The 18,883-nt window shown below is 45.6% G+C and carries 20 protein-coding genes; 5 read left to right on the forward strand and 15 right to left on the reverse strand.

The genetic code is table 11. The features are described 5' to 3' along the window. Complete coding sequence (locus NJR55_RS11545; RefSeq protein ID WP_253620076.1) at positions 1-1,038, forward strand: saccharopine dehydrogenase family protein; 1,038 nt, start codon at positions 1-3, stop codon at positions 1,036-1,038. On the opposite strand, the gene glnS is transcribed toward NJR55_RS11545, so the two are convergent. The 6 genes from glnS to NJR55_RS11575 are packed head-to-tail and all read right to left on the reverse strand — an operon-like array spanning position 1,025 to position 5,908. Further along, positions 1,025-2,710 carry a glutamine--tRNA ligase gene (glnS, locus tag NJR55_RS11550; protein ID WP_253620077.1) on the reverse strand — a complete coding sequence of 562 codons (1,686 nt, stop codon included), beginning with the start codon at positions 2,708-2,710 and terminating at the stop codon, positions 1,025-1,027. The genes NJR55_RS11545 and glnS overlap by 14 nt on opposite strands. A 48-nt stretch (positions 2,711-2,758) precedes the next feature. Beyond that, complete coding sequence (locus tag NJR55_RS11555) at positions 2,759-3,712, reverse strand: 5-oxoprolinase subunit C family protein (RefSeq protein ID WP_253620078.1); 954 nt, start codon at positions 3,710-3,712, stop codon at positions 2,759-2,761. Then, the gene (gene pxpB / locus NJR55_RS11560) at positions 3,709-4,422 is read right to left on the reverse strand and encodes a 5-oxoprolinase subunit PxpB (protein ID WP_253620079.1); all 714 of its coding nucleotides are present in this window, start codon (positions 4,420-4,422) and stop codon (positions 3,709-3,711) included. The genes NJR55_RS11555 and pxpB overlap by 4 nt, the downstream gene beginning before the upstream one ends. Positions 4,423-4,440: 18 nt before the next feature. After that, positions 4,441-5,235 (reverse strand): 5-oxoprolinase subunit PxpA, encoded by a 795-nt coding sequence (locus NJR55_RS11565; RefSeq protein ID WP_253620080.1) that lies wholly within the window; start codon positions 5,233-5,235, stop codon positions 4,441-4,443. Next, entirely contained in the window at positions 5,232-5,636 is a 405-nt protein-coding gene (locus NJR55_RS11570) for a hypothetical protein (RefSeq protein WP_011234728.1), read from the reverse strand. The genes NJR55_RS11565 and NJR55_RS11570 overlap by 4 nt, the downstream gene beginning before the upstream one ends. An 11-nt stretch (positions 5,637-5,647) precedes the next feature. Continuing rightward, positions 5,648-5,908 carry a hypothetical protein gene (locus tag NJR55_RS11575; RefSeq protein ID WP_253620081.1) on the reverse strand — a complete coding sequence of 87 codons (261 nt, stop codon included), beginning with the start codon at positions 5,906-5,908 and terminating at the stop codon, positions 5,648-5,650. A 76-nt stretch (positions 5,909-5,984) separates the two neighbouring features. Between NJR55_RS11575 and NJR55_RS11580 the strand changes: the two genes are divergently transcribed. Further along, positions 5,985-6,443: a hypothetical protein gene (locus tag NJR55_RS11580; RefSeq protein ID WP_253620082.1), complete on the forward strand. Its 459-nt coding sequence runs from the start codon at positions 5,985-5,987 to the stop codon at positions 6,441-6,443. 7 nt (positions 6,444-6,450) lie between these two features. On the opposite strand, the gene NJR55_RS11585 is transcribed toward NJR55_RS11580, so the two are convergent. The 4 genes from NJR55_RS11585 to NJR55_RS11600 form a co-directional block, all read right to left on the reverse strand. After that, a complete protein-coding gene (locus tag NJR55_RS11585; RefSeq protein WP_253620083.1) occupies positions 6,451-7,221 on the reverse strand; it encodes an SDR family oxidoreductase in 771 nt (256 codons plus the stop codon). A gap of 43 nt (positions 7,222-7,264) precedes the next feature. Further along, the gene (locus NJR55_RS11590; RefSeq protein WP_253620084.1) at positions 7,265-8,350 is read right to left on the reverse strand and encodes a phosphotransferase family protein; all 1,086 of its coding nucleotides are present in this window, start codon (positions 8,348-8,350) and stop codon (positions 7,265-7,267) included. Continuing rightward, positions 8,343-9,590, reverse strand: coding sequence for an acyl-CoA dehydrogenase family protein (locus tag NJR55_RS11595; RefSeq protein ID WP_253620085.1), 1,248 nt, complete (start codon positions 9,588-9,590; stop codon positions 8,343-8,345). The genes NJR55_RS11590 and NJR55_RS11595 overlap by 8 nt, the downstream gene beginning before the upstream one ends. A 125-nt stretch (positions 9,591-9,715) precedes the next feature. Next, on the reverse strand, positions 9,716-10,705 hold the full coding sequence (locus NJR55_RS11600) for a GlxA family transcriptional regulator (RefSeq protein ID WP_253620086.1): 990 nt from the start codon (positions 10,703-10,705) through the stop codon (positions 9,716-9,718). 108 nt (positions 10,706-10,813) lie between these two features. Between NJR55_RS11600 and NJR55_RS11605 the strand changes: the two genes are divergently transcribed. Beyond that, a complete protein-coding gene (locus NJR55_RS11605; protein ID WP_253620087.1) occupies positions 10,814-11,587 on the forward strand; it encodes an MBL fold metallo-hydrolase in 774 nt (257 codons plus the stop codon). 20 nt (positions 11,588-11,607) lie between these two features. Here the strand turns inward: NJR55_RS11605 and NJR55_RS11610 are convergent, their stop codons facing one another. Then, positions 11,608-12,051 (reverse strand): CopD family protein, encoded by a 444-nt coding sequence (locus NJR55_RS11610; RefSeq protein WP_253620088.1) that lies wholly within the window; start codon positions 12,049-12,051, stop codon positions 11,608-11,610. A 757-nt stretch (positions 12,052-12,808) separates the two neighbouring features. On the opposite strand from NJR55_RS11610, the gene NJR55_RS11615 reads away from it, so the two are divergent. Beyond that, positions 12,809-14,029, forward strand: coding sequence for a serine hydrolase domain-containing protein (locus NJR55_RS11615; protein WP_253620089.1), 1,221 nt, complete (start codon positions 12,809-12,811; stop codon positions 14,027-14,029). 25 nt (positions 14,030-14,054) lie between these two features. Continuing rightward, positions 14,055-14,552 carry a MarR family transcriptional regulator gene (locus NJR55_RS11620; RefSeq protein ID WP_253620090.1) on the forward strand — a complete coding sequence of 166 codons (498 nt, stop codon included), beginning with the start codon at positions 14,055-14,057 and terminating at the stop codon, positions 14,550-14,552. Positions 14,553-14,637: 85 nt separating this feature from the next. Here the strand turns inward: NJR55_RS11620 and NJR55_RS11625 are convergent, their stop codons facing one another. From NJR55_RS11625 to NJR55_RS11640, 4 genes are all read right to left on the reverse strand, one after another. Beyond that, positions 14,638-15,813 carry an alpha/beta hydrolase-fold protein gene (locus NJR55_RS11625; protein WP_253620091.1) on the reverse strand — a complete coding sequence of 392 codons (1,176 nt, stop codon included), beginning with the start codon at positions 15,811-15,813 and terminating at the stop codon, positions 14,638-14,640. A 75-nt stretch (positions 15,814-15,888) separates the two neighbouring features. After that, positions 15,889-17,037, reverse strand: a complete 1,149-nt coding sequence (locus tag NJR55_RS11630) for an esterase (protein ID WP_253620092.1) — start codon at positions 17,035-17,037, stop codon at positions 15,889-15,891. A 144-nt stretch (positions 17,038-17,181) separates the two neighbouring features. Next, a complete protein-coding gene (locus tag NJR55_RS11635) occupies positions 17,182-18,183 on the reverse strand; it encodes a hypothetical protein (protein ID WP_253620093.1) in 1,002 nt (333 codons plus the stop codon). Between the two features lie 62 nt (positions 18,184-18,245). Next, a complete protein-coding gene (locus NJR55_RS11640) occupies positions 18,246-18,677 on the reverse strand; it encodes a nuclear transport factor 2 family protein (RefSeq protein ID WP_253620094.1) in 432 nt (143 codons plus the stop codon). Positions 18,678-18,883 lie beyond the last annotated feature (206 nt).

Genomic DNA, 18,883 nt, shown 5'->3' on the forward strand with positions numbered 1-18,883 from the left:
ATGGCGCTGCGCTGGCTCATTTACGGTGCATACGGTTACTCGGGCAAACTTATTGCTCATCAGGCTAAAAAACGTGGTTACCAACCTATTTTAGCTGGCCGTAACGAAAACGCTCTTGAGCCAGTGGCACGCCACTTAGACTTACAATACAGGGCCTTCTCGCTCGACAGTATTGATGAAGTTCAAAAGCAATTAGAAGACGTAGACTTAGTCATTAATTGTGCAGGCCCATTCAGCCAGACCGCAGTTCCCCTTATTCAAGCCTGTATTGATACCAAAACCCACTATTTAGACATTACCGGCGAGATAGACGTATTTGAATACGCTCACTCTATGGACAAAGCCGCGCGCGAAGCCGGCATTGTTATATGTCCTGGCGTTGGCTTTGACGTTATTCCAACCGACTGTATTGCCGCGCGACTCAACGCCCAAATGCCGGAAGCAACACACCTGGCCTTAGGTTTTGATTCAGGTTCACGCATGAGTCGTGGCACTGCCAGAACCAGCATTGAACGTTTAGGTCGTGGTGGCGCCGCCCGTATTAAAGGACAAATTACCGATGTCCCTCACGCCTGGCATTCTCGCTGGATAGATTTTGGTAATGGCGAGAAATATGCCATGACCATTCCCTGGGGCGATGTCTCTACCGCCTACTACACCACGGAAATACCCAACATCGAAGTGTATATACCGGCCAGCCCGCGCTTAGTAAAAAAAATGCGCCGGATGAACTGGTTCCGTTGGGTATTCAACTGGAAATGGGTTCAGGCTAAGCTGAAGAAAAAGCTGGAATCACAGCCTGCTGGCCCTGAAGAAAAAGAACGGAAAAATAACCCGACTTACGTTTGGGGTGAAATTGGCGACGCCAAAGGCAATAAGAAAAGTATGCGGGTAAAAGTGAAAAACGGCTATTCGCTAACTGCCGAAGGGGCTGTTGAGGTAGCCATTCATACCTTAAGCCAGAAACAGTCAGGGGGCTTTTACACCCCCTCGCGTTTGTACGGCGCTAAGCTACTGGACCAGTTTAAGATCCAGTAGTTTGTTCCTGTTCTATTTTCGCCCAGCTATCGCGTAAACCAACAGTCTGGTTGAATATTAAACGGCCTTCTGTCTCAGCGTCCTGATCCAGACAATAGTAGCCCAGACGTTCAAACTGGAAGTTCTCGCCCAGTTTCGCACTCGCTAAGTTAGCTTCCACAAAGCCTTTCTTAATAATCAAAGACTCAGGGTTAAGAGTTGAGAACAAGTCTTCCTCGGCTGCCGGGTTAGGCACCTGGAATAAGCGGTCATACACACGGAATTCTGCTTCTTTTGCGGTTTCTGCAGACACCCAGTGAATAACACCCTTCACCTTACGACCATCCGCCGGGTCTTTACCCAAAGTGTCGGCGTCGTAATGACAGTAAATGGTCTGAATTTCGCCATTATCGTCGGTTTCTACCCGATCTGCGCGAATTACGTAGGCATTACGCAAACGCACTTCTTTATCCAGCACCAGACGCTTAAACTTTTTATTCGCAGATTCACGGAAGTCTTCCCGCTCAATCCAAATTTCGCGGCTAAAAGTCACCTGACGCGAGCCCATTTCAGGATCATTCGGATGGTTCGGCGCATCCAGCAATTCCTGTTCACCTTCCGGGTAGTTCTCAATAACAATTTTCACCGGATCCATCACCGCCATAGCGCGTGGTGCGTTAGCGTTCAGGTCATCACGAATGCAGGCTTCCAGCATGCTCATTTCTACCTGGTTATCCATTTTGGTCACACCAATACGGCGGCAGAATTCACGAATTGAATCTGGTGTATAACCACGGCGACGCAAACCAGCAATACTGGCAATGCGCGGGTCATCCCAGCCACTGACTTTATTCTCGTCCACCAGCGTATTAATAATGCGCTTACTCATTACCGTGTATTGTAAGTTAAGGCGCGAGAATTCAATTTGCTGCGGGTGACAGTCAATGCTGATGTTATCCAGCACCCAGTCATACAAGCGACGGTTATCCTGGAACTCCAGCGTACACAATGAATGTGTAATGCCTTCCAGCGCATCCGAAATGCAGTGGGTGAAGTCGTACATTGGGTAAACGCACCATTTATCACCGGTCTGATGATGGTGTACAAAGCGCACACGGTAAATAACCGGATCGCGCATACACATAAACGGCGAGCTCATATCAATTTTTGCCCGTAATGCCGCGGTGCCTTCTTCGTGCTTACCTGCTGTCATGTCAGCAAAGTGCTTTAAATTCTCTTCCACAGAGGTATCACGGTAAGGACTGTTTACGCCCGGCTCTTTCAGCGTACCGCGCATTTCGCGCATTTTATCCTGCGGACTGAAGTCAACGTAAGCCAGGCCTTTTTCAATCAGCTCAACCGCAAACGCGTGCAGCTGATCAAAGTAATTAGAGGAGTAACGCGGCTCGCCTTCCCAGTGATACCCCAGCCACTCCACGTCTTTTTTAATGGAGTTCACATAGTCCACTTTCTCTTTCAGAGGGTTGGTATCATCAAAACGCAGGTTACAGGTGCCGTTGTAGTCTTCGGCAATACCGAAGTTCAGCACTATCGATTTGGCATGGCCAATATGCAGGTAACCATTCGGCTCCGGAGGAAAACGGGTGTGTACAGTTGCGTGCTTACCACGGGCCAAATCTTTATCGATAATTTGACGAATAAAATTACTGGGACGAGAGTCAGTATCTGCCATGAACCTTTTGTCTCCGCTACAAAATCAACACCGGATAATATGAAGCAGCTATGATCGCAGGTTATCGCCAGCCTGACAAGCTAAGCGAACATTAAAAAACTGATAAAAGCGGCGCAATTGCTGCTGTGCAACTTTACCCTCAATGCGGGTAAAACGAACGGTCTGCCCCGGCTGGCATTGTGCCAACCGACCTAAATCGAACGGGTTAATGGTGCCCAGTTTCGGGTAGCCGCCTAAGGTCTGGCGGTCGTTCATCATAATAATAGGCTGGCCATTTGCGGGCACCTGTACAGACCCCACGTTCACACCTTCAGACACCAGCCCCTCACCGTCATATTCCAACGCTTTACCGGACAAGCGAATGCCCATGCGGTCGCTGTCTTTAGTCACTTCGTAATCTTCGTAACAGAAAGCTTCTCTTGCAGACATGGGAAAGGCGTCGTACTGAAAGCCCGGTATTAAGCCAATGACCGGGGTTTTCTGATAGTCGGATCTGTAAGCCCAGCCCACGCGGCGCGATACCTGATAGTTCTGCTCATTAAAACTCAGTTCGTCACCCGCTTGTAAAAACGCGCCATCGCCGTGCAAGCCGCCGACTGCGTCGCGAGTAACGGTTGCACAACTGCCCCACTTAGGCTCCACCTGAAAACCGCCCTGCACCGCTAAATAGGCTCTGACACCAGCACTGGCATACCCCATCTTCAGGCGTTGACCCGCGCGTACTTTAAAGTTTTGCCAGGTATTTAACACCTCGTCGTCCAGCGTCAACTCCACATCAGCACCGGTCACAGCGCACTGGCAGTCACGGTCAAATTCTACTTCAAAGCCGCCCAGGGTAATTTCTATTTGAGCGGCATTAAAATGGTTACTCAGCAACCGGTTCGCCCATAAAAACGCGTGTTCATCCATGGGACCGCCGCGGGTCAGGCCTTTCGACAAATACCCAAAGCGCCCAAAATCCTGAACGGCTGAGCGCATACCCGGCTCAATAATACGCATCATGACAAGGCCTCCGTGTCGCCGCCTTCCTCAATAAACTGCTCTTTGCTTACCGCGTAAAATTCTACTTCATCGCCTACGTTCAACGGGCTGATGGTCCCCGATGACGGGTTATATAGCTGGGTAGAAGTACGGCCGATAATGTTCCAGCCACCGGGCGATGCCGACGGATAAACAGCAGTCTGACTTTCAGCAATAGCAACACTGCCTGCGGTAATGCGCTTTCTGGGGTTATCTAAACGGGGCGTTCTTAACTTTTTGGCAACTTCACCCAAATAAGCAAAGCCCGGCGCAAAGCCCATGGCATATACGCGGTACGTCTGCTCGGTGTGCATTTTTATTACATCATCTACAGAGCAATTGTTCATGTCAGCAATGCGAGCAAGGTCAGGCCCGACACTTTCATCATAATAAACCGGAATGCGATGCCGCTTGCCGCTCTGCTCGCTGCTATCCGTGCTGAGGTCAGCTAAAGCTTTGCGCAAGCGTTCACGTATTTCAGGCTCATCAATGCTCAGCACGTTGTAGTAAACCATTAAGGAGTTATAGGACGGCACTAAATCCAGCACAACGTCAGACAGTTGGTCTTTAACTACCTTAACCGCAGCCAGAACACGCTGGTTAACCGACACGCTAATACCCTCGCCTAAATAGACAATAACCGCGTCGGCGCCGGCTGAAACGAGTTTTGGGAAATCGCTCTCTTTACTCATAAGTCATTCAAATATGGTTTATTCGTTATCGTTAGCTTGCCGGACTATGCTCCGCAGCTTCTCTACGGTTTCTATCGCTTTGGGGTTATCCCCGTGAACACAAAGAGAATCAATCTCAATTTGCAGCGACTTGCCCGACACACTCTCAATAGCACGGCCTGTCGCAAAAGCCTCCGCCTGAGCATACATGGCCTCAACATCGCCATGCACAGCGTCGGGGTTACTCCGTGAACGCAACTGACCATTGTCGTCATAAGCGCGATCGGCAAAACCCTCGAACCATAATTCAACACCAAACTGCTGTGCGCGGTGACGCCAGGCGTCATTTTCGGGCGTTGCCATAACCATTAATGGCAAGGGTTCATGCCTGTCGTCCTGCAAGGCGGCAATAGCCTGACAAACAGCATCGAATTGCTGACCGTCGCTTAACATGTCGTTATAAAGTGCGCCGTGTGGCTTCACATAGCTCACTTCAGTTTTCTGACCAGCACAAATGCCCTGTAACGCCCCCACCTGATACTGAATTAAAGCGGTTACTTCATCGGGTTTCAATGCCATATGACGTCGACCAAAACCAACGAGATCGGGGTACGCAGGATGTGCGCCTATCGTCACGTTATGCTGCTTGGCTAACTTTACTGTTTTCAGCATAGTTAACGGGTCTGACGCATGAAAACCACAAGCCACATTAGCGCAGTCGATGTGCGGCATAATTAAGTCATCGGCGCCCATTTTCCAGGCTCCGAAGCTCTCACCAATATCGCTGTTTAATGTAATTTCCTGGCTACTTTGAGGGGTAATTTGACGACTCATTCCTCACCTTTTTCCGATTTTCTGGCTTCAATGTCTCCCATCAACTTAACCAGACCCACGGCAAACAAGTATAAACCAACACCTACGGCGGCGAGTTGTAACGGCGGCAAGCAAAGCACCACCAGTTGATGTTTCACAAATACCGCTGCTGCACCAGTGAGTCCCATGGTCGTTATTGCACTGGCAACTAAGGTAACAGGCGCCATCCAGGACAGCAGCCAACGGAACTTTAACAGCGCGCAAAGCCCACCAATGACTAAGCCCCAGGCAACAGGAACGCCCAGTTTGTACCAGCTCAGATTAAAGTTCGCAATTAAGGTAATCAGCTCTTCCTGCTCTGCGGTATAAAAAAACAGCCCCACTGCACCGGCCAAAATAACAATTCGTTTTGCTATATTCATGAATTCGGTTCCTACATGAAAAGACTGATAATAAAGATGATGATCGCAATAATAGGTATCCAGAGAATTGGAGACTGATACCATTTTAACGTTGGCTTGTCGGTACGATTAAGCGACTTCAACGTCGGTTGCTTATACAGCCAGATAATACCAATTAACATCAGAACCGCGCCGGTTAATCTAACGGGAGTATCGTTGTCACTGACCACACCCAGAACGGCCAGAAGCAAGCCCACAATAAGAATCAGTAATGCCAAAACACGTTGCCACATACTTCCCCCAAATCATTGTTCTTATAATTATTGTCTTTATACTAAGAACTTATACTGTATCAGGTTCTGGAGCCATATGTTAAAGCAAATTCTTATCTGGTTAGGCGCTTCGGCCGTCACCCTTCTCGTCATTTTTGTCAGTGTTGTTGTGTACCAGTACACCGCCATGGAGCCTGAATTACCGCATGAAGACGAATGCGACATTCGTCAACTGGAAACCAGTAAAGACGGCGCGCTGGAGGTTCATAGCTACTGGTGCGAACGAGGCGAGAAACAAAGTTGGCAGGGCCATGAAATTTGGCTGCACGAACCACAGCCGGATAAATGGGAACGCATAATGACCACTGAACACGATGGCTGCATTAAACTGGAACTGGCTGATCAGCGGCTGGAAATCAACCACGATGGCAAGCGCGGCGACATGTTTTTAGTCGAGCCGGTGTTTCTGTTTAACGATGCACAAGGCGTCAGCCAGTCTCTGTCAGTGCAGGTTTCTACCCGAGGTGACGCCGTGTGCTCTGGCTCCGGTGAGTAACCAAGAGTTAAGCCAGCTTTAACACCCACTTTAACGGCAAGCGTTTCATTAAAAACGCCATTAATGCCCAGGGCCAGCGCGGAACATAAGCTTTTACTGGCTCTTTATTAATGGCTTCTGCCAACAAACGACAACCGGTTTCGGTGTCCACCATAAAAGGTGTGTTTTTCACTTTTTCGTTAATTTCTGAGCGAATGTAGCCCGGGTAAATGGTCGAGACTTTTATTGGACTGTTGCTGCCGTAGGTTTTCATTAAGTCTGCACGAATGCCCTCGGTTAGCGAGGCCAAACCTGCTTTAGTTGCCGCATAAACCGTCATAGCCCGCGGCATACCGCGAAAAGCACTCATGGACGAAATAGTCACCAGGTGCCCCTGCTTTTGCTCTCGTAGAATTTCCATAGCCGCTTCACATTGCGCCAGCGCGGCTACGAAGTTCGTTTCAGCCGTGGCTTTGTTTGCTTCAAAGTAGCCAGTGCCAAGCGCCGCACCTTTACCCATGCCCGCGTTAATAATAAAGCGGTCAATTTGTCCCTGCTCTTGCTTAAACTCCTGAAACACGCGGAATACGTCTTCATGAGCATTTACATCCAGAGTTTTAATGCTGACCGTTATACCAGAATGCTTTTCTTCCAGTTCGGTTTTTAAGGCTTCCAGCCGGTCTAACCGACGTGCGCACAGGCATAGGTCTTTGCCCTGAGCGGCAAACTCGCGAGCCATACCTTGCCCCAGACCAGAACTGGCTCCGGTAATTAAAATGGTCTTCCTTTCTTGAGACATTATTGAGCTCTCTTTATTGTTATTGTCTTTTTACTCGTATTTTTTAGGCTTTGGCAATACGACGACGGCAACGCCACAGCAAATAGTTCACCAAAAACCAGAAGTTCTTAAAGGCTTTGTTGGTGGTTTGCTTATGGTGGTACCGATAATAAATTTGCTGGGCTATCACCGCTAAACGGAATAAACCAAACACTTCGTAAAAGGCAAAGTCTTCTACCTTGGTGCTGGTGCGCTCGCAGTAGTAATCAATAATTTCTTTACGGGTTAGCATGCCAGGATAGTCGCTCGGCTGACGTTTCGTCGCGCGCGCAACTTTGTCATCGCCTGCTTCAATCCAGTAAGCCAGCGAGTTGCCCAGGTCCATTAACGGGTTGCCTAAAGTCGCCAGTTCCCAGTCCAGAATACCGATAATGTCGGTTGGGTCATTCGGGTTGAGTATCAGGTTGTCTAAGCGAAAGTCGTTGTGAACCAGACAAATTTTCTCGCTTTGCGGTTGGTTCTCTTTAAGCCAACGCATAACCGAACCCGCGCCGAATACATTCCAGGTCTTTGCCTTTTCATAACGCCCACACCAGCCATTTACCTGACGTTCGGTATAGCCTTTACCTTTAGCAATTTTGCGCAGTCCGGTGCTGTCTAAATCTACCTGGTGCAGCTTTATCAGTTTATCCAGCGCGTTCGTGCATAACTGTCGCGCCTGCTCAGAACTTAGGTCCAGCCCTTTAGGAAAACGCCTCCGCGGAATAATGCCGGTTACGTGTTCCATCACATAAAACTCGGCACCAATAACCGACTCGTCACGGCAATATGCCAGCATTCGGGGCACATGAGGAAACGCCGGACGCAGGCGTTTTTGCAGACGGAACTCACGTCCCATATCATGGGCTGACTTGGCTTTTGTGCCATCTGGTGGGCGGCGCAACACTAATGCCAGGCCGTTGTAATCTAAACGGTAGGTCCAGTTGGACACGCCACCGGTATATTGGGTAATGCGCAAAGTACCGCGATCTTCGGGTAGCTCGTCACCAATGTGCTCCGCCAGCCAGCTATCTAATGCCTCTACGGGCAAGGTTTCTTCTTCGCGTACGTCACTCGCCTGATCGACTACGGCGGATGATGGATCAGTCATTAGAGCGCCCTTTCCATTGTTTTTCTCTTTGTTTCAACTCTGTTTTAGCAATAGTCGCACGGTGAACCGCGTCGGGTCCGTCGGCAATGCGCAGCGAACGCGCAACGGTTAATAAACCCGGTAATGGTGTGTCATGACACATCGAAGCACCACCAAACAGTTGCATGGTTTCGTCCACCACCCGCTGCAGCACATTCGGTGCCACCAGCTTAATGGCCGATATTTCTTTAATGGCTTTCATGGCACCAATATTGTCTATTTGCCAGGCCGCGTGCAGTGTTAGTAACCGCACCTGATCAATGGCTACACGCAAGTCAGCTAAACGCTCGGTATTGCCACCCAGCTTCATTAATGGCTCACCAAAGGCAATGCGCGATACGCCACGCTCAATGAAAAGCTCCAATGCACGTTCTGCCGCGCCAATAGCTCGCATACAATGATGAATACGGCCCGGGCCTAAACGCCCCTGCGCAATTTTAAAACCCGCACAGGGGCCAACAATAATGTTTTCTTTCGGTACGCGAACGTTATCGAACATCACCTCGCCATGGCCATAAGGGGCATCGTACTCGCCCAGAGCAGGTAACATACGTTCAATATTTACACCCGGCGTGTTTAACGGCACCAATACCATGGAATGGCGATGATGCTTTTCGGCGTCCTCGTCGGTCAGCCCCATAACAATGGCAATTTCTGCGTCCGGGTGACCTAAACCTGTACTCCACCACTTACGGCCGTTTATGACCCAATCAGAGCCATCGGCTTTAATGGTAGTTTGCATATTGGTGGCGTCGGATGACGCGACATCGGGCTCGGTCATACAAAACACCGAGCGAATGTCACCGTTTAAAAGTGGTGTTAACCACTGCTCTTGCTGCGGGTCATCACCAAAGTGATACAGCACTTCCATATTGCCCGTGTCGGGTGCGTTGCAGTTGAAGACTTCCGGCGCTAACAGGCTGCGCCCCATACGCTCAGCCAGCGGCGCATACTCCAGCGTAGTTAAACCAGCGCCAAGCTCATCGTCCGGCAAAAACAAGTTCCACAACCCCTGCTCTTTCGCCATCTGCTTAAGCTCCGCCACCCGCGGCGGCACCTGCCACTCACGCCAGTTCGGTGTGCTATTTAGCCGGTAATTTTCTTTTTGATACTGATCTTCGTACGGCTCAATATACTCGCGCATAAAGGCATCAAGCCGCGCCAAATAATCCTTTGTTTTCGCACTGTAGGAAAAGTCCATAACACCCACTCCCAGCCAACAATAATAAGCATTGTAGACATGAAATGGTTGGTGGTACAACCAGAGTTGACCACAAAACTCTATTGCATATTGGGACTAAAACTCGCCAATCAGAAAGATTAGATTCAACTACCTGAAGTGAAACTGAGACGACCAAAGTGGCTGCGATAATCGGAAGGAGTATAGCCAGTAATGTTTTTAAAGGTTCTGCGAAATGAGCTGTCGTCAGTAAAACCTAACTGGTCGCTGATTTGCGAAACCGATTGTGAACTATAGATTAAATAATCCGATGCCTGTTTAACTTTCACAAGCCGCATAAAATGTGCGCATGACAGTCCGGTTGTCACTTTCACTTTTCTCGCAAGTGTCCGTTCAGTTGTATGAAGTACTTGAGCCAGAGCAGATACCATTAAACAATTCGCTACTGTTTCTTCAGCCCAGGCATAAACCCGGCGGATCAATGGTTCTTCAAACTGCATCATATTGACAGCACGTAAAGGGGTCACCTTATGTTCCGGCCTGGGAACAACCATAACTTCAATAATATCCCTCAGTATGTTGTGTCCAAGCTCCTGTTCAATAATCGCCTGTGCGATGGGCAAATGCCCATTAACCCCTGAGGCTGTCATGACATTTCCGTCGGCAACAAAGGTCTGAGAAAAACGCCAGAACGTTTCGCGGTTTCGGGCAGAAAGAAAATCGGTCAGCCACCAGGTTGATGTTGCTCTCCTGTTCTTCAAAAGACCGGCTTCAGCCAATAGACTCACCGCGGAGCAATAAGCCCAAAGCTGAGTCGATGGAGATATCCCCTTCAGGGTACTGATAAGGTCATCATAGTTATCCAGTAAACCGCTTAGGTCGTCCTCACCGTCCGTCCAGAAACCAGGGATAAGCAATGCTTCTAGTGAGTCGTCTGTCATTGGCAACGCGGGTACGACAGAAACATTAGCCCCGTACCGAGTCACTTGAATATTTACAGGCTTATCGTTAACGCCTGTCCAGACAACATCAAATTGCGTTCTTCCAGAGCGTTGATTGGCAGCCTCGAGCAACTCCGCGAATGCCAGCAAACCGGACGCCATGCATCCTGGGTAAACCACCAGACCAATTCTCATTTCCCACCCGTGTGGCTGATATTGAATGGTTAATGTCTTAAACGGACATTATGGTGAGTGCTCAATAAAAATACAATGACTTCATTACCAATAAGGAAGCTACCAACGATGAAAATTACCCAAATAAGAAACGCGACCATTGTTATCCATTACGAAAATGAAGTTATTCTTGTTGACCCAATGCTTGCACCGAAAGGCGCAATTCCACCACTGAAATATCTCACTACCACGCGGACAAGAAACCCAACAGCCCCGCTGCCTTACAATACCGATAAACTATTAGATAGCGTCACAGCGTGCTTGATCACGCATTGTCAAAAAGGACACTTTGACCACTTAGACAGAGCTGCCGCGAAGTGGCTTAGACAGCATCAAATTCCTGTCTATTGCTCCGATAAAGACGCACGATTTCTGGCACGGAAAGGACTGAACGTGCAGTCGCTAAGTACTGAACAAACTAACTCCTTTTTACACGGTACTATTAACCTTATTCCCTGTGTTCACGGAGAAGGCATTATTGGCCGACTCATGGAACATGGCCATGGCTTTTTAATTAAGCAAGCCAATGAACCCAGCTTATATATTACCGGAGACACCCTTTTAACTGACGATGTTCGCCACTGTATTACCTCAGAGCAGCCAGAATGGATTGTACTGCCCGCTGGAGGAGCGCAGTTTGACGTTGGGGGACATATCATTATGGGTATTGAAGAGGTTCTGGAAGTGGCTACATTAAGCAAAGGCAATATTGTCGCCAACCATTTAGAGGCACTGGATCATTGCCCGGTGACTCGTAGTCAGCTCATGGATTCCGTTAAAGAACAGCTATTAACAGACAAAGTTCATATACCGCTCGACGGAGCGACTATTTTGGCTTCATGAGAATGGCCTTTCAGGGTTCTTCAATAAAACCAGCCTGTTCGAAACGAAACACCCACAACAACGAATAAAATGGAAATAACAGTAACCGACACAATGTGCCATGCCATTACTTTGAGGTTTGCTGGCGAGAGGTTGGGTAGGACAAGAAACCTTGCGCTAATGGCAAAACCAACCGTCAACGCAAGCAAACCCAGTTTTGCCATTATTGGATAAGCAACCGGGTTACTGGTATTGAACCACAGGCTGACATCTGGGAGCAGCCTGTGCGCCAGCATTACGCCTGTAATTATTTGAATGATGAGCGCGGGCATGCCAATTTTTTCATAGACAGACTCAAAATCGAGGAGCAACTGAGGTGACCGCTCCTTCAAAACCTTGGGCAGCACAACGACGGACAGGACAATGTGCCCACCTGTCCAGATGGTTGCCGCGAGAATGTGGAGTAGTAAAAGTGAACCGTACATTGGTACCTCATGGATAACGCCAGCCACGGCCAAAAATTTGGGGCAAGAGCTCTAGCCTTGTTCAACCACTAAATTAGCAGCGTCATACCCGAATTGCCATGGAGTACCTCTTCAAAGGTAGTACTGCCACTTAAAGAAGTGTTTTAGCTTAGTCTGTCGCTTTGGGATGCCTATTAGATCTGTAGCGGTTTACTAATCAACTTTTATTCTCATTGTGATTATCTTCATCAGTCTGCTCTTGCTTTACCACGACATCAATTCTTCGTTCAACATTTGGGTTAGGTAGAAAAGTCTGAAGTACAAAGCCCAAAGCTATAGCACTCCGCCTCCCTTTCTTTACCCAAGTTGTCAACCCGAAAAAAAATATTATAAAACCGAAAACTATAACCCATGGGACAAGATGTAGTAGCAAATCATAAAGCGAATTCATCTTGTTCCCTCAATATTAAAACAACTAAATTGTTACACTAATTCATTAGATGCTGTCTATTTAATATATTTCAAGTCGCTAAAGATTTTTTGACTAATTTTTATATAGAACCCAACTTGTTGTTGGCCTGTATTCGCCGGAAAAACTCATAAACCCTTTACTGAATTTGAATTACGTGTAGACATGGGCTTAGGACAAGACTAAGCCGAAATTATTCTATTTTAATAATCAAGTAGCATAAAATTTTCCTGGTATTTTCTTTACTAAGCCTTATTTATGCAATATATTGCGAAATAAATTGCGTAAATGGCTTTTAGGGAATATTTAATGAGAATTTTTTTGGTGATTTTCTTAGTTCTATTAAGCACAATCATAGCTTTCAACTACTATCCTCGTTCAATTGAGCGAACCAACTACTCAAATGAAATTGATCTACTTGCAAAAGAGCTTATAGAAGATACAGCTATTCCTGGTTTAGCAATTGCACAAATTAGAAAAGGTGACGTTGATTTCATAGGAACCTATGGATATGCAGATATCGACAGCCAGAAACCCGTTAATGAAAATACTCTTTTCAATGTTGCATCAATAAGCAAGCCTATTTTGGGCTTAGCTCTTTTAGAGCTTGTGAAGCAGGGAAAACTATCTCTTGATAAAGACATCAATGAATACCTTTCTTTTCCAATTGACAACCCCCACGTTCAAGACGAAGTTATTACAGTAAGACATCTCGCGAGCCATTCATCCGGAATTGCAGATTATTACAACACAGAGTCTTACACGCCAAACCGAGATCCCGAAACCACTTTAAAGCAACACCTTATTAGTTTGCTTACTACGACGGGTGAATACTACAACTCCGGTAAGTATTACTTACCACACCTACCAGGTGAAGAGCGGCACTATAGCAATTTGGCTGCCGCATTAGCAGGGCAACTAGTAGAAGAAGTGAGTGGCTTAACACTGGCAGAATTCAGCAAGTTATATGTTTTCCCCAGGCTTGGCATGGAAAATAGTAGTTGGTTATTAGGCGACCTCGACTTTCAAAATATTGCTACTCCATATGAAGTTGAACAATGTATACCTTGGCTATTTGTATGCGCTAATACGGAAGAACCTGAGCTTAACTACTTGATAAGTAAATTTGTAAATCCGCCCAGAGAATATAAGCGCTTTAGTGCATACCCTCATTTTGGAAACCCGCAATATCCCGATGGTGGTTTACGTGGCTCTATCAAAGAGCTATCAAGCTTCATGACGCACCTACTAAAAAATAAAGATGTATATGGTGAGGAACTGCTATCAAGAGATCTGTTTCAAGAATTTTTTGCACTGCAATTAGAGAAACAAGTTTCAGATAGCCAACGTTTCTTCTGGAGAGACAGAGAAGGACTAACCGGGCATATGGGATCTGATTTAGGGGTCTTCGCCGCTATGTATTTTGATCTAAACAGCCAATCCGGTTTTATCATAGTGATGAATCGAGGAGCGGATGCGAAAGCGGGGTTCGCAATGCAAAAGCTTGCCGCCGCATTAATGGTTCAATAATGAACTCGAAGTATTGGAGAAACTGATGAACGACACCAACAAATTTGCTCAGTCCCTCAAACACAATAGAGCTTTTACAGCAAAACTGTTGTTCGACTTACACTTAATAATTACGGAGCAAGCGGCAGATGTATATCGTGATATGGGAATAATTTTTCCGGTGAGTGTCTCATCAACCGTCTTGTATCTTAATAGTGTAGAACAAGCTTCGTTGACCCAAATAGCAAAAGCACTATCACAACCTCATCAACTAATTTCTCAACGAATTAAGACTCTTCTGAAATTAGATTTGTTAGTAAAATCATCAGATAAAGTTGATAAACGCAGGACCTTCTATTCACTATCCTCTGTCGGCAAACAGCAAGGGAAGTTACTAAAAGAGTATTGTTACGGAGCGGAAGTAGCCTTCAATAATATTTCGGAGGAAATTGGTGTAGATTTACATGAACTACTTAACCAATCTATAGACTCACTGCACAAAAATTCCTTTTCTAACCGCTGGAAAAGAACAGAGAACGACTAAGAAATAATAAGTCGCCTATCGATCCTCAAACACTACAAATTCAATATTATGTGTTGGGTTTCGGGTGGAAAATTTTAATTCCAGATTACTGAGCCAACAGGTTAAGTAATCTCTCTTTTCGGGCAGCATAAACCTCGTAACCATCATACCCTTCATTCGACAGAGAGAGGGCTTTATTGACCTGTACGAGTGACTCTTCGTACATTTGGCTCTGCTCGTAACCATAAGCTAAACCGTTATACGCGTCAGGTTTTTCGAGATAAAGCGTTATACCAAACTTAAAAAGCTTGATAGCTTCTTTGAGATTGCCGTTATTTACGAAATGGTAACCCAGCTCCCGAACAACCCATTCCGGCGGCGTCTTCTCTCCATACTGATTTGATAGACGATTGTAATATTTTGAAATCGAGCTAATTTCGCCATTATATGCTCGTGCCGGCATCCTCACAGGCAGAAAAAGGTTATGATAAGCATTGAAAACCCCAGCAGCTGAAGTCAGCCTATGAGGAACATTATCGAATTCATCACTTATGAACTTTAAGCCCTTTGGCGTGTTAGACGAAATAAAGTCGAGCATATCGTCATATCGCTCTCTCATAAAGCCACTTTCTTCACCGATATCCATGTACAAATAGCTATCTAAGTTATTTGTTTCAGATATGAACGCTTTTGTACTTTTTGCTGTTGCTCCATAATTCCACCATACAGCTGGACTGTAAGCTAAATGCGCCTGAAAAAGTTCAGGATTGGCTTGGAGCGCATAAAGCGCGAATACGCCGCCAGCGGATGCACCTGCAATTACTTTAAAATTATGAGTGCGATATCCGTTATCAACAAAAGGGATAAGCTCACTTTCTACAAAGCTTAAAAACTTTGACGCTCCGCCGCCAATTCCCATTGGACCATTTTGCTCTTCATTAACCGTAGGATAAAAATCTCTCAATCTATCAGTATTTTCAATTGCGACAATAATTACTTCAGGCGCAGCCTCTGCTTCTTGCAGTCTCTCTAACACAGCAGTGATGAGAAGCAGATTGCCTTTGCCATCAAGGCGATAAATTACCGGATATTCTTTATCTGGCTTTGCAGCATAGCTCTTGGGAAGCTGAACAGTGATGGTTCTTTTTTCGTCGAGTATTTCTGAGAAGAGTACCTCTGTCTGTAATTTATAACCTTCATCACGGTTTTGGACTTGCTGCGCAAAAACAGCAGATGTAGAAACCATGAAGATCACAAAGGCCGAAAGCATTACTTTTTTCATTATTTTTTCTCTTATTTCAATAGCTTTACTAAGCTAGGTTGGATACGCTCAGCAGATCTCTCACTCCTGCTCGCATTATTCTCCGCTAAGCTCGAACTGATATTGGTCAAGAGCAGCTCGGTGCTTTTTCTGATGCCATGTTTGCTGATTCTCTGAATACTTAACTGCGTCCGTTTGAAACTTAACTGCATTCTCGAAATCTCCTAAGCTTGCGTATGCCTCGGCGACATAGTGGTAGCTATAGGAGTCATCAGGATAGAGTTCAATGAGTTGTTTAAGTACTGATAGCCCCTTTTCGGGATTAGAGCCGATAAGGTGATTTCCGAGATTTTGAATGGAACGCTTAGGCGACACCTCAAACCCATATTTTTTATCTGAAAGAAACTTGTAGTGCGCCACAATCTTATTCACTCCTTGTTTTGAAACAGCGGAGTCAGGCGCTAAGCCGTTATGGACATCATCAAATAGTGCTTCTACTCCCATTACCGTCGACAATATTGGTAAGGACATAAAGTAATTGTCGGCAAAATGCTTTTCGTGCCAATCCAGGCTTGAGGGTGCATATTGCTGGAGTGTTTTGCTTAACTCCATATAGTCATCCTGCTGATGATTTTCTTTTACATTAGTGCCATAGCTGAAGAGTAAAAACCTCGGCTTTTTGTCGAGATTTGAAAGCATCTTTCTCGAGTCTGATTGCAGGCCAACAAAGTCATCTTTAAGCTCTGGGCTCACAGCAATGTAGGCATTCAGCATATCCGGTTTCCTGAACAACGCTGATAATACAATACTGCCATTGTGCCTAAACCCGCTCATAATACGAAACCCATTAGTACGGTAGGTTTTATCTATTTCAACAAACAGTTCTTGTTCGAAAAAATCGAGGAGCGGAGTCGTTTCCCCGGAACTGTCAAATAGCTTACCTACCGGATTACCATAATCGAGCGTAATAATAATTGTCTTAAGCCACGGCCACTCACCGTTATGACTCATCCAGTCATGCATGCCTCTTAAATATGTCGTTGCATGGGGATGAAAATCAAAAAGCACCGGGTAATGCTTAGAGTTTTCCCCCTGATAGCCAGATGGCAAAACAACATTGAACACAAGAGGAACTTCAAATTCGGGATGCTGAATTTCCAGTTTTTTGGTAACTGATGACGCATGAGCAGAGAAGCTCAGAACAAGAATCAAGAAGCTTAAAAATAGGCGTTTTGTATTTATCATCGAAGTTCCATTTCAAAATTTGTTAGTTTCACGTTATCACAACTAGTCTTACGTACTAGTAAAAAACACTCAGTGAACCTCCACAAGCAGATTAGAAAGTTTGTTCCGTCAAACTCCCAACCACCTATTCTAAGCCTTGGCAAGCTATGTACGGCTTAAGCTTTCTGAATCTAGGCGTTCTACCCGTTCAAAACCTTTTGTCTTTTTAAAAGACATATTATGTATAAAGTTACTCATCGAATCTGAAGGATCTATTGTTTCGAGATTGAGACTATTCATCGTACTGCGGGATATGGCGGCAGATAATACCGGGGTTTCTTCTAAATGCCCTGTTTTAGAGTTAAGTAGTTCATCTACAGCTGTAACAATCACCAAGCTATCTGGAATACATGAAAACAGCTCATTAGCTACTCTTAACACGCAACTGCACACATAGTCTTGATATATTTCATTAAATTTTCCTTTCGGCATATTTTTAACAGACAGCTTTCCACTCTTTAAAAGACTCTTCGACTCGCTTGGCACGATATCGTTACCATGAACGTTAATTGTCGCTTCCAACAGACCATTGTCATATACAACCACCGATATGCTCGAGCCAAGATTAGAAATTTCGGTAAAAGGCTGTAGATTGTCTATTGCTTCGAGCTTAGCTTTGGGCTCCCCTTTTAATAGAGCTTCAGCTATATCCACACTCTCTTTCCATTCTGCAAATTCCTGTTTCCAGCGCGAGACTCTCGATTCATATTCATCGTTATCAGCTTTTATCGCTATTTCAATTTCTTGTGCGATGATCGCTTTTTTCTTTTCCTCATTATTGAAAAGTCGAGCGAATACTCCAGGCTTATATTGTTCTAATTTAAGCTGAGCTTTTTCCTCTCTATGGCTCGTTTTTTTTGGCTCTTTAGGCGGTTTAGAGCTTGCAACACTCGACCAGTCTACAAGCGAGCTGCATTCTTTATGGATCGACTGAATCACCTCGATATGGTTTTCATAAACATCAACTTCGTATGCAGCCTGCTCTAACTCCTGCATTTTCGCATATTGCTTATGCTTTCTTTCTAATTCTTTCTGTCTGCGTTTCGCATCTCGTTCTGCTGCACGAACCGCTGCACCGATAGACCTAACCGTTCCCTTCCATCCCATCTTAGAGATCCTTCATTTTGTATACAGTTGATACGCAACTTATTCGCTTGTTAAACCACTGGTCAGAAGTAGTGCCTAATCAGCTTTATCTTGTTGTTTTCAAATTCGAATAAAGTAACTAGTTCTTGCTTATTATTTTCAGGATCAGAGTTTCCATTTTTATCAATGCAGGGATGTAAGTATTCGACGGTGACAGCATTAAGCCCTTCAATGATATTCTTAACCTGAATATCGCATTCGCCATAGCTTCCTAAATAGTACAGCAGGCCTTTCTCATATTCGTTTTTTGATTGAACAGCATTAAATCTGGGGTGTTCAAATGTTGCGTCTTCAGTTAGCAGTGCTAATAAACTAGTCACATCGCTTTTAGTTGAATTTCTATGCTCTACGGCTTTTTGCGCTTCGAAATACTGGTTAACTCTGGCTGTTAAGTCACTTGCAGAGGCCACGTTAGAGAGTAATAGCGATGCAAAAATTACATAACAATATTTCATTTCTCCTCCTTGAGGATCTATTAATTAACTACCGAAGCGCTAGTTATTCCTATTAAGCATTATAGAGTTTCGTTACGCGCCGTTCTCTGATTAGTTTAATTATCAACCAATTAAACTACTCTTTTACGACAATAAAGCAACCCAGATATAAAACATTTAACTTGAGCGAGAGCCCCTATTGGATTCAGACCTTACCCAACAATTAA

The organism is Idiomarina rhizosphaerae (genome assembly GCF_024159085.1).
GTDB lineage: Bacteria > Pseudomonadota > Gammaproteobacteria > Enterobacterales > Alteromonadaceae > Idiomarina > Idiomarina rhizosphaerae.

Bases quoted from the DNA above. Each gene is read 5' to 3' on its own strand.
- NJR55_RS11575 (WP_253620081.1), bottom strand. From the start codon at position 5,908: ATGTGGCAACGTGTTTTGGCATTACTGATTCTTATTGTGGGCTTGCTT.
- NJR55_RS11610 (WP_253620088.1), bottom strand. From the start codon at position 12,051: ATGTACGGTTCACTTTTACTACTCCACATTCTCGCGGCAACCATCTGG.
- NJR55_RS11620 (WP_253620090.1), top strand. From the start codon at position 14,055: ATGAACGACACCAACAAATTTGCTCAGTCCCTCAAACACAATAGAGCT.
- NJR55_RS11600 (WP_253620086.1), bottom strand. From the start codon at position 10,705: ATGAGAATTGGTCTGGTGGTTTACCCAGGATGCATGGCGTCCGGTTTG.
- NJR55_RS11585 (WP_253620083.1), bottom strand. From the start codon at position 7,221: ATGTCTCAAGAAAGGAAGACCATTTTAATTACCGGAGCCAGTTCTGGT.
- NJR55_RS11545 (WP_253620076.1), top strand. From the start codon at position 1: ATGGCGCTGCGCTGGCTCATTTACGGTGCATACGGTTACTCGGGCAAA.
- NJR55_RS11605 (WP_253620087.1), top strand. From the start codon at position 10,814: ATGAAAATTACCCAAATAAGAAACGCGACCATTGTTATCCATTACGAA.
- NJR55_RS11615 (WP_253620089.1), top strand. From the start codon at position 12,809: ATGAGAATTTTTTTGGTGATTTTCTTAGTTCTATTAAGCACAATCATA.
- glnS (WP_253620077.1), bottom strand. From the start codon at position 2,710: ATGGCAGATACTGACTCTCGTCCCAGTAATTTTATTCGTCAAATTATC.
- NJR55_RS11555 (WP_253620078.1), bottom strand. From the start codon at position 3,712: ATGATGCGTATTATTGAGCCGGGTATGCGCTCAGCCGTTCAGGATTTT.
- NJR55_RS11580 (WP_253620082.1), top strand. From the start codon at position 5,985: ATGTTAAAGCAAATTCTTATCTGGTTAGGCGCTTCGGCCGTCACCCTT.
- NJR55_RS11595 (WP_253620085.1), bottom strand. From the start codon at position 9,590: ATGGACTTTTCCTACAGTGCGAAAACAAAGGATTATTTGGCGCGGCTT.
- NJR55_RS11565 (WP_253620080.1), bottom strand. From the start codon at position 5,235: ATGAGTCGTCAAATTACCCCTCAAAGTAGCCAGGAAATTACATTAAAC.
- NJR55_RS11590 (WP_253620084.1), bottom strand. From the start codon at position 8,350: ATGACTGATCCATCATCCGCCGTAGTCGATCAGGCGAGTGACGTACGC.
- NJR55_RS11635 (WP_253620093.1), bottom strand. From the start codon at position 18,183: ATGGGATGGAAGGGAACGGTTAGGTCTATCGGTGCAGCGGTTCGTGCA.
- NJR55_RS11640 (WP_253620094.1), bottom strand. From the start codon at position 18,677: ATGAAATATTGTTATGTAATTTTTGCATCGCTATTACTCTCTAACGTG.
- pxpB (WP_253620079.1), bottom strand. From the start codon at position 4,422: ATGAGTAAAGAGAGCGATTTCCCAAAACTCGTTTCAGCCGGCGCCGAC.
- NJR55_RS11570 (WP_011234728.1), bottom strand. From the start codon at position 5,636: ATGAATATAGCAAAACGAATTGTTATTTTGGCCGGTGCAGTGGGGCTG.
- NJR55_RS11625 (WP_253620091.1), bottom strand. From the start codon at position 15,813: ATGAAAAAAGTAATGCTTTCGGCCTTTGTGATCTTCATGGTTTCTACA.
- NJR55_RS11630 (WP_253620092.1), bottom strand. From the start codon at position 17,037: ATGATAAATACAAAACGCCTATTTTTAAGCTTCTTGATTCTTGTTCTG.